Annotated in this window: 16 protein-coding genes; 5 read left to right on the forward strand and 11 right to left on the reverse strand. The window is 62.8% G+C overall.

The window, feature by feature from the left end; genetic code table 11:
* Positions 1 to 13 precede the first annotated feature (13 nt).
* Together sucC and mdh are read right to left on the reverse strand one after the other, a co-directional pair.
* Positions 14 to 1213, reverse strand: a complete 1200-nt coding sequence (sucC, locus tag NDB2M4_RS02865) for an ADP-forming succinate--CoA ligase subunit beta (protein ID WP_072369822.1) — start codon at positions 1211 to 1213, stop codon at positions 14 to 16.
* Between the two features lie 35 nt (positions 1214 to 1248).
* A complete protein-coding gene (gene mdh, locus NDB2M4_RS02870; protein WP_072369825.1) occupies positions 1249 to 2214 on the reverse strand; it encodes a malate dehydrogenase in 966 nt (321 codons plus the stop codon).
* A gap of 238 nt (positions 2215 to 2452) precedes the next feature.
* Here mdh and NDB2M4_RS02875 point away from each other — a divergent pair, with 238 nt between their 5' ends.
* On the forward strand, positions 2453 to 3286 hold the full coding sequence (locus tag NDB2M4_RS02875; RefSeq protein ID WP_139247067.1) for a matrixin family metalloprotease: 834 nt from the start codon (positions 2453 to 2455) through the stop codon (positions 3284 to 3286).
* A gap of 19 nt (positions 3287 to 3305) precedes the next feature.
* Here the strand turns inward: NDB2M4_RS02875 and zapE are convergent, their stop codons facing one another.
* Positions 3306 to 4430 (reverse strand): cell division protein ZapE, encoded by a 1125-nt coding sequence (zapE, locus tag NDB2M4_RS02880; protein ID WP_072371702.1) that lies wholly within the window; start codon positions 4428 to 4430, stop codon positions 3306 to 3308.
* A 267-nt stretch (positions 4431 to 4697) separates the two neighbouring features.
* Here zapE and NDB2M4_RS02885 point away from each other — a divergent pair, with 267 nt between their 5' ends.
* Both NDB2M4_RS02885 and NDB2M4_RS02890 read left to right on the forward strand, forming a co-directional pair.
* Positions 4698 to 5273, forward strand: a complete 576-nt coding sequence (locus NDB2M4_RS02885) for a GNAT family N-acetyltransferase (RefSeq protein WP_244536028.1) — start codon at positions 4698 to 4700, stop codon at positions 5271 to 5273.
* Positions 5274 to 5552: 279 nt separating this feature from the next.
* Positions 5553 to 5753 (forward strand): hypothetical protein, encoded by a 201-nt coding sequence (locus tag NDB2M4_RS02890; protein WP_072369834.1) that lies wholly within the window; start codon positions 5553 to 5555, stop codon positions 5751 to 5753.
* Between the two features lie 501 nt (positions 5754 to 6254).
* Here NDB2M4_RS02890 and NDB2M4_RS02895 read toward each other — a convergent pair.
* From NDB2M4_RS02895 to NDB2M4_RS02905, 3 genes are all read right to left on the reverse strand, one after another.
* A complete protein-coding gene (locus NDB2M4_RS02895; protein ID WP_072371705.1) occupies positions 6255 to 6638 on the reverse strand; it encodes a VOC family protein in 384 nt (127 codons plus the stop codon).
* 219 nt (positions 6639 to 6857) lie between these two features.
* Positions 6858 to 7637 carry a succinate dehydrogenase iron-sulfur subunit gene (locus tag NDB2M4_RS02900; RefSeq protein WP_072369835.1) on the reverse strand — a complete coding sequence of 260 codons (780 nt, stop codon included), beginning with the start codon at positions 7635 to 7637 and terminating at the stop codon, positions 6858 to 6860.
* 123 nt (positions 7638 to 7760) lie between these two features.
* Entirely contained in the window at positions 7761 to 8369 is a 609-nt protein-coding gene (locus NDB2M4_RS02905; RefSeq protein ID WP_072371708.1) for a hypothetical protein, read from the reverse strand.
* A gap of 134 nt (positions 8370 to 8503) precedes the next feature.
* Here NDB2M4_RS02905 and NDB2M4_RS02910 point away from each other — a divergent pair, with 134 nt between their 5' ends.
* Positions 8504 to 8914 (forward strand): NUDIX domain-containing protein, encoded by a 411-nt coding sequence (locus tag NDB2M4_RS02910; protein WP_072369838.1) that lies wholly within the window; start codon positions 8504 to 8506, stop codon positions 8912 to 8914.
* A 37-nt stretch (positions 8915 to 8951) separates the two neighbouring features.
* On the opposite strand, the gene NDB2M4_RS02915 is transcribed toward NDB2M4_RS02910, so the two are convergent.
* A complete protein-coding gene (locus NDB2M4_RS02915) occupies positions 8952 to 9272 on the reverse strand; it encodes a hypothetical protein (protein WP_072369840.1) in 321 nt (106 codons plus the stop codon).
* Positions 9273 to 9413: 141 nt separating this feature from the next.
* Positions 9414 to 9884 carry a hypothetical protein gene (locus NDB2M4_RS02920; protein WP_072369842.1) on the reverse strand — a complete coding sequence of 157 codons (471 nt, stop codon included), beginning with the start codon at positions 9882 to 9884 and terminating at the stop codon, positions 9414 to 9416.
* A 289-nt stretch (positions 9885 to 10173) separates the two neighbouring features.
* Here NDB2M4_RS02920 and pqqA point away from each other — a divergent pair, with 289 nt between their 5' ends.
* Positions 10174 to 10263 carry a pyrroloquinoline quinone precursor peptide PqqA gene (pqqA, locus tag NDB2M4_RS02925; RefSeq protein ID WP_068459738.1) on the forward strand — a complete coding sequence of 30 codons (90 nt, stop codon included), beginning with the start codon at positions 10174 to 10176 and terminating at the stop codon, positions 10261 to 10263.
* A gap of 76 nt (positions 10264 to 10339) precedes the next feature.
* Here pqqA and NDB2M4_RS02930 read toward each other — a convergent pair whose 3' ends face one another.
* The 3 genes from NDB2M4_RS02930 to sdhA all read right to left on the reverse strand — a co-directional run bounded on the left by NDB2M4_RS02930 (position 10340) and on the right by sdhA (position 14105).
* Positions 10340 to 10906 carry a hypothetical protein gene (locus NDB2M4_RS02930; RefSeq protein WP_139247070.1) on the reverse strand — a complete coding sequence of 189 codons (567 nt, stop codon included), beginning with the start codon at positions 10904 to 10906 and terminating at the stop codon, positions 10340 to 10342.
* 141 nt (positions 10907 to 11047) lie between these two features.
* Positions 11048 to 11896 carry an SDR family oxidoreductase gene (locus tag NDB2M4_RS02935; RefSeq protein WP_072369851.1) on the reverse strand — a complete coding sequence of 283 codons (849 nt, stop codon included), beginning with the start codon at positions 11894 to 11896 and terminating at the stop codon, positions 11048 to 11050.
* Between the two features lie 337 nt (positions 11897 to 12233).
* On the reverse strand, positions 12234 to 14105 hold the full coding sequence (sdhA, locus tag NDB2M4_RS02940) for a succinate dehydrogenase flavoprotein subunit (RefSeq protein ID WP_072369854.1): 1872 nt from the start codon (positions 14103 to 14105) through the stop codon (positions 12234 to 12236).
* Between the last annotated feature and the right edge of the window lie 4 nt (positions 14106 to 14109).

Here is a 14109-nt window from a genome sequence, read left to right on the forward strand (position 1 = left end):
CAGCCGGCCGGCCTCAGCCAGCCTCTTTCACCGCCGCGGTGATCTTGCGCGCGGCATCGTCGAGGTCGTCGGCCGGCACGATCTTGAGGCCGCTTTCGGCCATGATCTTCTTGCCCAGTTCCACGTTCGTGCCTTCGAGGCGCACGACCAGCGGCACCGTGATGCCCATCTCGCGCGCCGCCGCCACCACGCCTTCCGCGATGATATCGCAGCGCATGATGCCGCCGAAGATATTGACCAGGATGCCCTTCACCGCCGGATCGGACAGGATGATCTTGAATGCGGCCTGCACCTTCTCCTTTGTGGCGCCACCGCCGACATCGAGGAAGTTCGCTGGCTCCGCTCCGTAGAGCTTGATGATATCCATCGTCGCCATGGCAAGGCCGGCGCCGTTGACCATGCAGCCGATGGTCCCGTCGAGCTTCACGTATGACAGATCATACTTCGATGCCTCGACCTCGGCCGGATCTTCTTCGCTGAGATCGCGCATCTCGACGATGTCCGGATGCCGATAGAGCGCGTTGGAATCAAAGCTCATCTTCGCGTCGAGGCACGACAGCTGGCCGTCCTTCGTCGTGATCAGCGGATTGATCTCCAGCATGCTCATGTCTTTGGCGAGCACGAGGTTGTAGAGATCGCCGACCAGCTTCACGCACTGACCCACCTGCTTACCCTTGAGGCCCAGCGCGAACGCGATACGCCGCCCATGAAACGGCATGTAGCCGCTCGCCGGATCGATCGTCACCGAGATGATCTTCTCAGGGGTCTCGTGCGCGACCTTTTCGATGTCCATGCCGCCTTCCGCGCTCGCCACGAAGGCAACGCGTGAGGTAGTGCGGTCGATCAGCGCCGAGAGATAAAGCTCCCGCTCGATCTCGACGCCTTCGGTCACGTAGAGACGGTTGACCGCTTTGCCATCCGGCCCGGTCTGCACCGTTACCAGCGTCGCGCCCAGCATCTGCTCAGCGAACGTCTGCACCTCGGCGCGCGACTTAGCCAGCCGCACGCCGCCCTTTTCGCCCGCCGAAGCTTCTTTGAATTTGCCCTTGCCGCGGCCGCCGGCATGGATCTGCGCCTTCACGACGTAAATCGGACCGGACAGCTGCTGCGTCGCTTCACCCGCCTCACGCACGGAGAACGCCGCGAACCCCTTTGGCGTCGGGATGCCGAACTGATGCAGCAATTCCTTGGCCTGGTGCTCGTGGATATTCATTCCGTGCTCCTATGCTAAAGGCGGGCAGTGAACTTTCAGGCGCCCAGTTGCGGGGCAATCTTCGTGCAGGCGTCGACGAGGCCCTTCACGGACTCCACCGACTTGATGAACATGTTGCGCTCGGTCGCGTTGAGGTCGATCTCGATCACGCGCTCTGCGCCGCCCGCGCCGACAATCACCGGCACGCCGACATAGAGCCCCTTAACACCGTACTCACCGTTGAGGTAGGCGGCACAAGGTAGGATGCGCTTCTTGTCCTTCAGGTAGCTGTCGACCATCTCCAGCGCCGACGAGGCCGGGGCGTAATAGGCAGAACCGGTCTTGAGCAGCGCGACGATCTCGCCGCCGCCCTTGCGGGTACGCTCCACGATCTCGTCGAGGCGCTCCTGGCGCATCCAACCCATCCGGACCACGTCCGGCAGCGGAATGCCGGCAACCGTCGAGTAGCGCACCAGCGGCACCATGTCGTCGCCGTGGCCGCCCAGCACAAAGGCCGACACGTCTTCCACCGAGATCCCCAGCTCCGTCGCCAGGAAGTGACGGAAGCGCGCCGTATCCAGCACGCCGGCCATGCCGACCACCATGTTGCGCGGCAGGCCCGAGGCCTTCTGCAGCGCCCACACCATAGCGTCGAGCGGGTTGGTGATGACGACGACGAAAGCGGTGGGGGCATACTTCTTGATGCCGGCGCCGACCTGCTCCATCACTTTGATGTTGATGCCGATGAGATCATCGCGGCTCATGCCCGGCTTGCGCGGCACGCCGGCGGTGACGATGCACACGTCCGCGCCCTCGATGTCCGCGTAAGCATTCGTACCCTTGAGCTGGCAGTCGAACCCTTCGACCGCGCCCGACTGCGCGATATCCAGCGCCTTGCCCTGCGGTAGACCCTCAGCGATGTCGAAGATCGTGACATCGCCCAGCTCCTTGAGGCCGATCAGGTGCGCGAGCGTTCCACCAATCATACCGCCGCCGATCAAGGCGATCTTCGTCCGCGCCATGCGTCTCAAGCTCCCTCTTATCTAAGAAAATTGATTTGTGCGGCTTCGGCCCGCGGCTCCCTCGGACCGCCACAACTCGGTCACGACTACGTTTAGACTAGCCCCAGTGGCAGGGAAAGCCCGGACATAAGGCCAGTGCTGCTGTGATTTGAGGCGCAGTCATCTGCGCCGCAGACCTCAATGGCGAGGGACCGAGGACAGCGACGAGAACACCGCCGCACGCACGGGGGAGAAGGATTTGCGAGCCGCTCTATTGGCCTTCTCGGCCATCGGAACGATGCTGCTGGCCGGCACCGGCAATGCCGCCGAGCCCGCGACTTTTCTCGGCTTCCGCCTGCTCAATCTCGAAAACCAGACCGTAAAGTGGAGCACTCCTACTTTCGGTCGGGGGGCGGGTCTCACCTACGCATTCGCCCAGGGCGCGGTGGAAACGCCGGGAGCACGCAACTGTCCCTCGATGCTTCCGCCTGAGAACGCCTATGCGCCTTCCAATATCACCACCCCACAATTCCGCGCCGAGGTCGCTGCCGCGTTCCGCATGTGGGAAAAGGCTGCCAACCTCTCCTTCCGCTACACCGACGATCCGGCAAAGGCTGACATCATCATCGGCGCGCAGACCAAACCCATTGGCCGCGCATTCACCAACGTCGAGCTGAAGCCCGCCAGCCCCGACAGGAAGGTGATTGCCCGCTCGCTGATTTGCCTCAACCCGAAGCAGCCCTGGAAGATCGGCTTTGACGGCCGCCTCGGGGTCTACGATCTGCGCTACACCATTGCCCACGAGATCGGCCATGCCATCGGTCTCGATCATCCCAGCGCCGCCGGGCAACTCATGTCCTATCGTTACGACGAGAAGCGGCACGGCCTGCAGCCCGGCGACGTCAAAGGTGCCGTACTTCTATATGGCGCACGCGCCGACACACGCCGCGTCGCCGAAGCCCCGGCTGACGCCACCGGCGCACCCGAGCCCACCCCCGACAATGGCTGGCCCTTCGGCATCGGCACCAAGCAGCCTTCGGCGCAGCGATTCGCCCCTCCCGAGGCAACCGGCAGCATAAACCCGGCTCGGTAAGAACGGTCGCCCCCGCAGCCTAGTCGGCGCTGGCCGTCGTCGCCCCCTCACGATTGGCGCGGTCCGCCAGATACGCCTCACTCCGCATCTCGATGAGCCGCGAGGCCGTGCGCTGGAACGCTTTCGCCCCCGCATCGTCCAGACACAGCGCATCCGGTTCCGCCGCCGCGGACGCGATCAGGCACACTTTATTGTCATAGAGCGTGTCGATCAGATTGATGAACCGGCGCACCGAGTTCCGCTGCTCCCGCGCCATCACGGGAATACCGTCGATGATCACCGTATGAAAGGCATGCGCAATCTTGAGGTAGTCGACGGTCCCCAGCGGCGCCTCACAAAGGTCCGCAAAACTGAAGCGCGCCACCCCCATCGAGGCGAGCGGCACCCGCACCTGCCGCCCCTTCACCTCTAATGTCTCGCTTTGCCCTGGGTGGCGCCCTGTCAGACGGTCCCAATGCGCATCGATCGCAACCCTGGCGTCATCATCGATTGGTGAGAAGTAGAGCGGCTGGCCCGCCAGCTTCTCCAGGCGGTAGTCCTTCGCCGACTTCAGCTCGATGACATCCATGTACTTGCCGATCAGCGCAATGAACGGCACGAACAGCTGGCGGTTCAGTCCGTTCTCATACAGCGCTTGCGGCGCCGAGTTCGACGTCGCGACAACGACCACGTGCCGCTCGAAAAGATGCGTGAACAACCGTGCGAGAATCATCGCATCGGCGATGTCCGTCACCTGCAGCTCATCGAAGCACAAAAGACGCGCCTCGCTGGCGATCGACGCCGCTACATGCGGGATGGGATCGCCTTCAACCTCGCGCCGCGCTTTGCCGATCCGTTCGTGCACGTCGGCCATGAACTCATGGAAGTGGCAGCGCAGCTTCGGGGTGACGTCGGCACACGCGAAGAAGAGATCCATGAGCATCGTTTTCCCGCGCCCGACCTCTCCATACATATAGAGACCGCGTGGTGCGGCACCCTTGGAGCGGGCGAACAAGGCACGCAGACCATTCGTTGGCGGCCGCCACCCATCCACAGCGCGCACAAGATCGTCCAGCCGCGTCGCGGCATCCCGTTGCGCCGGATCCGCGTCCAACTCGCCCGCAGCAATCTGCGCAGCCAGACGCGCGCTCGGTAGCTCCTGCATTCGATTCAAACCCCGCGCATCAGCCGGATTGCTCATTCTTCAGGCACGCCGCAATCCCGCGACGCAATGTCACCACCTATGCCACGGGGATTGCCGCAGGCCTCGCGCCTCTTGGTCGCGCCTCGCACATGGTAATCCCGCCATCACATACGCATATTGTGCGACGCAACACGAAAGAACGGCACTGCCCGCGAATACGCGCGGGTTCACAGGACCAACCCGTCGAGGCCGACGGCGAAGTCCGATCAAATGCGGAGGGACCTCGTCATGAGCGACCAACACCAGCTGCCCGGCGACATACGCAAACTATGGCCGTCCGAGTGGCAGAAATTTCGCGACCACCTGCTGCGCCTCGACAAAGCGAGCCGGCGCATGCGCTTTGCCCACGGCGTGTCCGACTCCTTCATTGAAGACTATGCCGCGCGCATGGTCGACATGAGCGGCATCGTCTACGGCTACTTCGAAGGCTCGGAATTACGCGCCGCTGCCGAACTCAAGAAGCTCGGCGACACTTGGGGGCGCGAAGCCGAAGCCGCGTTCTCGGTAGAGCAGCCGCTGCAGGAGCACGGCATCGGCACCGAGCTCATGGGCCGCGTCATTCGCGCCGCCCGCAACCGGGGCGTACAGCACTTGTGCCTCAGCTGCCTTGCCGAGAACGGCAAGATGCGAGCGATCGCAGCGCACTTCGGAGCCGATCTCCGCTTCGAGTACGGCGAGATCGTCGGCGAGATCATTCCCGCCGGTCCGAACTACTTCTCCATCCTCGCCGAGGCCGTCGAAGATCGCTTCGGCTACATGATGGCCGTGCTCGATCTGCACTCGCGCGTGCTCAAAGCCGCCTGAACTTCGCAACTCGCACCGTCAGTTTCGTGCGCGAATTGATCTTCGCGCACGAAGCGATGCACGAGTCGAAAGTGCATTCAGAGTCTGCAGAAGACGGTGCAGACCATTGAAACTCGACAAAAATGATGATTTCTCGCAACACACGGCAGTGAATGCGCGTGTTGTTAGCTTTCAATTTGCAATTTCGTGTCAACAAAATGTTGGAACTTGCACATGATTTTTTTGGTTCGAAACTGATTCGGACTGAGAGAGATAGAAACCGAGAAAGAGAGAACACCAATGGTCAAGAAAGCTGTGAAGCGCAAAGTGAAGAAGGCCCCGGCTCGCACTGCTGCCAAGAAGCCGGCTGCCCGTAAGACGACGGCTCGTAAGCCGGCTGCCCGCAAGACGACCCGCAAGGCTGCCGCCACGAAGACCGTCCGCAAGACCGCTCGCAAGGCTGCTCGCAAGCCGGCGAAGAAGGCCCGCAAGGCTGCCTAAGCAGTCCGGGTAACGCGCCAGTCCCCTCGTTCCGCGCGACATAGGAAGTAGAAGGGCGCTTAACAGCGCCCGCCCCTTCCAACCCTTCAAGGCCGGTGGTCGCTATAGCGCCGCCGGTCTTTTCTTTTGGCCATTTGCTCTATTCCGGTTTTGCGGGCGTTTTGGCCGGTTTTTGCCCTTATCCGCACGGGGCCAATCGTCGCCGCTTGGAGGGCCGAAACAGGCCCCCGGATTAACCGGGGCGCGCCCTCCCGGAGGCACCCGAACCGCTACCTCGCCTAGCCCGAATCAGAATGTTGCATAGCCCGCCGGCGCGGAAACGAGACGCCGGATCAGGGTCCGAATCAGCCCAGATCAATGTTCAGCAAAACCAATCCCGAAGGCCAAAAAGCCCAAACGGCCGCCCCATAAGGCAACGCTAAAGCGCCCGCGCCGAGCCGCAAGCAGCGCCCAAAAGCACAAAGTCCGAGGCATACAAAGCCTCTCGAGCCCGTGTCACCTTCACTCTGGAAGATGATTCACCGCTTCGATGTTGTGCCCATCGGGGTCGAGAACGAAGGCGCCGTAGTAGTTCTCGTGATAATGCGGCCGCAGCCCGGGCCCGCCATTGTCGATGCCCCCGGCGGCAATCGCGGCATCATAGAAGGCGCGCACGTCGGCCCGGCACTTGGCGGCAAACGCTACGTGCAGCCGCCCGACCAGCGGCTTGCCCGTTCCGATCCAGAAGTGCGGCCGCTCGATCCCGAAGCCGGCGTAGCCGTCCTCGCCATCCTCCGACAGCACAACTTCCATCACGATACGCACGCCCAGCGGCGCCAGCGCTTTCAGGTAGAACGCCTTCGAGCGGGCAAAGTCGCTAACCGGGAAGCCGATGTGATCGAGCATGATTGTCCGCTCCTGAGCCAAGCAGGTGGTCATCTACGCAAGCTTCCATCACCGCGGCAACATCAGAGTGCAGCGCAAAGCGTCTCTTAAGCCCGTGTCGCTCTGGAAGCCGCCGCAGGCGGCAGGGGCCCAAAGGGCCCCGCGCCCAAAGGCGCGGATATCAACTCGTTCAGCGGCGGGCGCACAGCAAGCTTCCCGCAGCTTGTGCCACCACAAAACCTAAACTCTGCGCTCGACCATCAGCTTCTTCAGCTCGGCAATCGCCTGGGCCGGATTGAGCCCCTTCGGGCAAGCCTTGGTGCAGTTCAGGATCGTATGGCAGCGATACAGCCGGAACGGATCCTCGAGGTTGTCGAGCCGCTCGCCCGTCGCCTCATCGCGCGAATCTTGCACCCAGCGGAACGCCTGCAGCAGCGCGGCAGGGCCCAAATAGCGGTCGGAATTCCACCAGTAGCTCGGGCAAGACGTCGAACAGCAGGCGCACAGGATGCACTCGTAGAGGCCATCGAGCTTCTGCCGGTCCTCGTGCGACTGGCGCCATTCCTTCGGCGGAGCCGGCGTATCTGTCTTCAGCCACGGCTCGATCAGCCGGTGCTGGGCATAGAAATTGGTGAGATCGGGGATGAGATCCTTCACCACCTGCATGTGCGGTAGCGGATAGATCTTCACCGGGCCTTTGATCTCCTCATAGCCCCTGAGGCAGGCGAGCCCGTTCGTCCCGTCGATGTTCATCGAGCACGAACCGCAGATGCCCTCACGGCAGGACCTGCGGAATGTCAGCGTAGGGTCGATCTCGTTCTTGATCTTGATGAGCGCGTCGAGAACCATCGGCCCACAGCGCTCGGTGTCGATCCAGTAGGTATCGATGCGCGGGTTCTCATCCCCTTCTGGGTTCCAGCGATAAACGCGGAACTCCTTCCAGGTCCCCTTGCCCTCCGGCTGGTTCCAGGTCTTTCCACGCTGAACAGTCGAGTTGCGGGGAAGCGTAAGCTGGACCATTGAAGGGGAGCCTTCCTCTTGCGCCGACGGGTATGCGATGCCCCAAATGAAGCCGCCGCGCAGCCCCTGTCAACGTCCGCTGACGTCGCGTCGGGGCAAATGAATCCCTACTTTAGTGCTTGGCTATTCGGGCCGATGCTTCTTCAGCTCGCGCACCAGTTCGGTGAGCCGCACGGCAACCTCGGCTCCGGTATCGACCGACACCTTCAGCGTCGCCCGGCTCTGGATCAGCTTGTTGAGCCGCTCCTGCTGCTCACCGAAGCCGAAGAACAGCTCCTCTGGGGCTTCGATCTCGCCATCTTCGACCGCCGACATCACATCGAACGCATTCTGCGAGGCCAGCACCAGCATCGATGCCACGTCGTTGATGAGCTGCTGGAACAGCCGCGCGGCATCGACGCCGACCCGCGGCCCGTGCACGCCGAACTTCAGGGGCGAAGAGGCGGGCGCACCCTCGCCCGCGAACAGCTTCGGATTGCGCTGAAACCGCCGGAAGATCTCCTGCAGTCCAAGACAGCATGTTTCGAGGTCGCGCAGCGCCGTCCCGGCCTTGCGCTTCGAGCGCGCACGATCGGGCGTCCGCTCCTGCGCCGTCCAGTTGATCGTCGCTATAGAAGCAATCGCACCGAGAGCCGACAACGCCGGCAGCACCGCCGTGAACGGATCAGGCGCCAGTCGGGTTTCCCCCTCGCTGACCGGCGGCTTTGGGCTTTCCGGTTTCTTATCGGCCATCGTGTTTGTTGGGCCCGTCGGTTTGAAGAAGCGGCTCCGCATCAGAAAACTGGCCCTTTTATCCCGATCACGGCCGGCGCACGACTGGTCGACATTGAACCTCTATCATGACGGCACCGAAAAGGACTGCCCCTATGGCATTTCCTCCAACGCCAGCGCTCACCACCGACTGCGTCGTCTTCGACGGGCGCGGCAGGTTGCTGCTCATTCGCCGCAAGAACCCGCCGTTTCAAGGGGCCTACGCCCTCCCAGGTGGCTTTGTCGAGATCGGCGAGACCACAGACAACGGCTGCCGCCGCGAGCTAAGCGAGGAAACTGGGCTCAACGTGGGCGAGCTGACGCTCGTCGGCGTCTATTCCGACCCTGATCGCGATCCGCGCGGCCACACTTGCTCCATTGCCTACCTGGCCAACGTGGCGTCCGCCGAGCCGGTAGCAGGCGACGATGCCGCTGCCGCCGAGTGGGTCGACAACTGGCGAGAGCAGAAGCTGGCGTTCGACCACGCCAGGATTATCGCCGATGCGGAAAAGCTGCGCGGCGGCTGACGCTTCCGGATCAGAGCGCGCGAAGGCTCGCGCCCCTCTACCGCGCCCCACCGCCGAAATACTCCGGCACGCCGGCATCGAGGCACGTCATCTGCACCCGGATGTCCGTGTAAAGGAACCGGCACAGCTCTTTCTTGTGGTTGGGGTTGTTACGGATCGCCGCGAACGTTGTCTTGAACCCGCGCGCATTAGCGACTTCCGCCAGCAGCTTGTCCTGGCAATACGGCGTCGCCATCCAGTTGCCCTGGATCAGCTGATTGCCGTCATTACACTTGATAGCCGCCGCGGCAGGCGCCGTAGCTCCAACAGCCAGCAGCGGTAGTCCCGCCGCAATCAGGATAGCTCTGGTCAAGGCCATTTGGGCGTCCTCCCTCGCTCGCGCAGGCGCCGGATGAAATCTGCGCCGCTGCGAATCGCAATGTAGAGGCAAACCTAGCGCAGCCAAGTCTGGCCGCGAAGCCGGAGAGGGCGCGGCGCCCTCAAAGCGCCGCGCGCGAACTCACTGGCCGTCGGGGAAGTATTCGAGCGTGGTCCGGCAGCTCGCCGCCCACTCTTCCTTCGTCATCTGCGTCTGCGGCCCCCAGTCCTTCATGCACTCTTCCATGCTCTTGTGGGTGACCTTGAAATTGCGCTTCGAGTCCTGGATGACGACGTTGGCCTCGTCGTCGCCGCGCTGGCCGAGCTCCTCATCCGTGGGAGGCGGTCCCTGCGGTGCGCTCTTCGCCTGGTCGACGGCGGAATCCGGGATGACGCCATCGTCGCCCGACGGCGGAACTGAAGCCTGCCCGTCGCTCGGGAGCACGTTCTCCTCCTGAGCAATGCCGCTGCGCTCCGCCTGCGTCAGCGGATCGTCGTAGTATGAGTCCTTCGGAACTTCGGCCGCGGTCTCGGCACTCGCGGCCGCGTTGAACATGGTCAGCGCCGCGACTGCAACGGCAATGGCTGACAGCGAAGACTTCACAGCACGCATGAAATAGCCCCTCTAAGAAAACTCGTTCCCGCTTCAAAGAGCGGGATGCGGGCTGAAAGCTACATGATCGCGCTGAGAGTTCAGCAAAGGGCGACCTCGGCGTTTTAGTAAAATTTTCTGGGTTATCAGCGGGATGCGTTTAACGCCGCCGGCACGTTATCGACCCGATAAGCTATTCTTATGGGCACTTCACGTGATTGCGATTTCTGTTTATCAGGCTGCGACACTATATTCCTCTTATCGGAACAGGCGAGCAGGCGGCTCGCCGGTCGTTCAACAGGAGGAAATCATGAAGGTTTGGAGCAAGCCGGCCGTTCGCGAGCAGGAAGTTGGCCTCGAGGTCACGTCCTACATGCCGGCCGAGATCGACATCATCTAACCCTTACCGGGTAAGCTGATACGAAAGCGGCGACCGAGTATCTCGGTCGCCGCTTTTCTTTTGCGATGTAGCTTATTTAGAGCGGCTTACATGCCGTGCCCACTGCAATGCACTGCAGTCCGGCCTTCACGTCGTGGCAGTCGACGTCGGTTTCCTTCGCGTTCTTCCACACGGCGTAGTCCTTGCCATGCTTCTTGCGCACGTCGAGCTCCCAGCCGATCGTGGCCTGCTCCAGCGCATCCTTCTTGTCTTTCTTAGCCGCGCCGTACGAGCTCAGAGAATCCGACTTGCAGTCGCGCTTCGGGGCCACTGCTTCCTTGGCGCCGCCGATCGTGCGGTTGAGCAGGTCGAGGCAGGGTTTCGCGGTGCGCACGCAGGTCCACTGACCGCCCTTTTCCTTACAGTCGACCTTGGCGTCCTTGGCATAGCGCCAGGAGTTATATTCGCCGCCGAACTTCTCTTTCACGGCAGAGCGCCATGCCAGCAGCGAGTTCGGATAAGCTCCGAGATCGCGAAGTGTGGCAGGCTTTCCTTCTGCAACAACCGTGTCTTTGCAATCCTCAGCGGCCGCCGCAGGCAGGACAGCCACAACACAAAAGGCGGCTGCCATAGCGGCTAGCCGCGCACCAAATTTGATTTCCATTGTTCGTTTCCCGATAGGTCAGCGTACGCGCCTCCCCGCGCCGATCTGGCTGGAGGCGTCAGAAACTCGCATAAAATCGTGCGCGATTTTAGGCTGGCAATGGCCCTGAACGGCGGTGACTTCACCTCCGTTGCCGCCGGGTTACAGCCGCACCCGCCTAAGCCCTAGGTAAGTCTCCACAAACCGCCGCAGAGCCTGACTTGGAATTTTGCCGCGAGCAAAATGACTGAAGTGCGCCAAGCGATGCACTGGATTGCGAAATGAGGGCCGGTCGGCTTCCAGCACGTTGGCGATCTTCACGGCGACTTCCTGTGGATCACGCCCCTTCGCAGCAACGTGGCCATCGCCTGCCCGGAACACATTCTCACTCCACCGCCGATAGACGCTCTCGGGCGGCGCAAACCGGGGCGAGGCCTGCCAGATGTCGGTGACATAGGGCCCCGGCTCCACCAGCAGCACTTTGATCCCGAACTGCTCGACGTCATAAGCCAGCGATTCCGCCCACCCCTCGACTGCCCACTTCGACGCGACATAGATCGAGTTGCCGGGCATACCGGCGAACGCCGCCTCGCTCGACACGATCAGGATGCGCCCCGACCGCTGCTTGCGGAATGTCGGCAGCAGCGCCTTCGTCAGCGCCATCACGCCGAAGAAATTCGTCTCCATCACGCGCCGCAGCTCGACGTCGGGGATGTCCTCGAATGCGCCACCAGCCGCCACGCCTGCATTGTTCACCACCGCATCGAGAAAGCCGCCCGTGATCGCAAGCGTCTCCTCGACACCCTTGGCGATCGACGCCGCATCCGTCACATCGAGCTGCACGAAATCGACATTCTGCGCAGCGCCCGATTTAGCCAGCGCTGCTTCGAGCGCGCCCCGGCGCTCCAGATTGCGCATTGTAGCGATCACACGCCAGCCGCGCTTGGCAAGCTCGACGGCCGTCAGCAGGCCAAAGCCGCCTGATGCCCCCGTGATCAGAACTGTGCGCATGTCGACCCCGCTTTCTCGCCGCCCTTCTATCCGGCAGCGCCGGCGGGTCGGTTGCTACGTGAAAGGAGCGCCTTGTATATCCGCACTGGGCGCGCCTGGGAAACCCGCGAGCCGTCCGAGAGCAGCCGCGAACCTCGGTTTCCGCGGTAAAAGTTTGCCACCGATAAATCAGATGCGTTCAAAGCCGAACGACCGGCGTCTTCGGGAAAAACCCGCGGATGAACGGCTCGGCCGCGAAGCGGCAAGGGCGCAAGGCGCCCCGCGCCTTAGGCGCGGCTATCAGCTCGCGCGACAGCCGCCGCACACAAAGCATCTCTCAGCCCGTGTCACGCCAAAACTAATAAACACGCGCCTTCGGCTCGATGTACTTGACCTCGTTGGTCATCGTGAACGTGTGCACCGGGCGATAATCCAGCTTCACGTTCTTGGAGCCATAATCGGCCCACGCCAGCGTGTGCTTCATCCAGTTCGCATCGTCGCGATTGGGGAAGTCCTCGCGCGCGTGCGCACCGCGGCTTTCCTGCCGGTTCAAGGCACCCGTCACCGTCACAGCCGCCTGCGCGATCAGGTTGTCGTATTCCAGCGTCTCGACGAGATCGGAGTTCCAGATCAGCGAGCGGTCGGTCGTACGGATGTCGTCGGAAGCCCGCCAGATCTCACCGATCTGCTTGACGCCTTCCTCCATCACCGGCCCATCGCGGAACACCGCGCAGTGCGACTGCATCGACTTCTGCATGCGAAGCCGCAAATCGGCCGTCGGCGTCGAGCCCTTCGCGTAACGGAAGCGATCGAGCCGAGCCAGCGCACGATCGGTGATCTCTGGAGCAAGGTCGGGCTGCGCGGCACCGGCCTCCAGCGTCTCTGCACAGCGCAGGCCCGCGGCGCGTCCGAACACAACGAGATCGATCAGCGAGTTCGAACCGAGGCGGTTGGCGCCGTGCACCGACACGCACGCAGCTTCGCCGATCGCCATCAGGCCAGGCACCACCGTATCCGGGTTGCCGTCCTTCAACGTCAGCACTTCGCCGTGGAAGTTCGTCGGGATGCCGCCCATGTTGTAGTGCACCGTCGGCAGCACCGGGATCGGCTCGCGACGGAGGTCGACACCCGCGAACACCTTCGCGCTCTCCGTGATTCCGGGAAGCCGCTCCGCCAGGATCTTCGGATCGAGATGGTCGAGGTGCAGGTAGATGTGGTCGCCGTCCGGACCGACGCCGCGTCCTTCGCGGATCTCGACCGTCATCGAGCGTGAAACGACGTCGCGCGAGGCAAGATCCTTCGCGTGCGGCGCATAGCGCTCCATGAAGCGCTCGCCCTCGCTGTTGGTGAGGTACCCGCCTTCTCCGCGCGCACCCTCAGTGATCAGCACGCCCGCGCCATAGATGCCGGTGGGATGGAACTGCACGAATTCCATGTCCTGCAGCGGCAGCCCCGCGCGCAGCACCATCGCATTGCCATCGCCGGTGCAGGTATGCGCCGACGTGCACGAGAAGTACGCGCGCCCATATCCGCCCGTCGCCAGGATCGTCTTCTTCGCGCGGAAGCGATGGATCGTCCCGTCATCGAGGTTCAGCGCCAGGATCCCGCGGCACGCGCCGTCCTGATCCATCAGCAGGTCGAGCGCGAAATATTCGACGAAGAATTCCGCTGAGTAGCGCAGCGCCTGGCCATAGAGCGTATGCAGCATCGCGTGACCGGTGCGGTCGGCCGCGGCACACGTCCGCTGCGCCGGCGGTCCTTCGCCGAACTGCGTCGTCATTCCGCCGAACGGCCGCTGGTAGATCTTGCCTTCCTGCGTGCGGCTGAACGGAACGCCGTAGTGCTCCATCTCATAAACCGCAGCCGGAGCGTTGCGGCACAGGTACTCGATCGCATCCTGATCGCCGAGCCAGTCCGAGCCCTTCACGGTATCGTACATGTGCCAACGCCAATCGTCGGGCCCCATGTTGCCCAGCGCTGCCGCCACACCACCCTGCGCCGCCACTGTGTGCGAGCGGGTCGGAAACACCTTCGTCACGCACGCCGTCTTGAGGCCGGCTTCCGCGCATCCCAACGTCGCGCGCAATCCTGCGCCGCCAGCGCCGACGACAACGACATCGTAGGTGTGATCATGGATCGGATAGGCATGGCCAGTGACCGCGGGGCCCGCAGCCTTGTCCGGCTTCTTTGCGCCGTTGGCCTTCGCAGAACCGTTCTTCTTCTCGGCCATTATC

Source organism: Hyphomicrobium sp. NDB2Meth4, assembly GCF_900117445.1.
GTDB lineage: Bacteria > Pseudomonadota > Alphaproteobacteria > Rhizobiales > Hyphomicrobiaceae > Hyphomicrobium_A.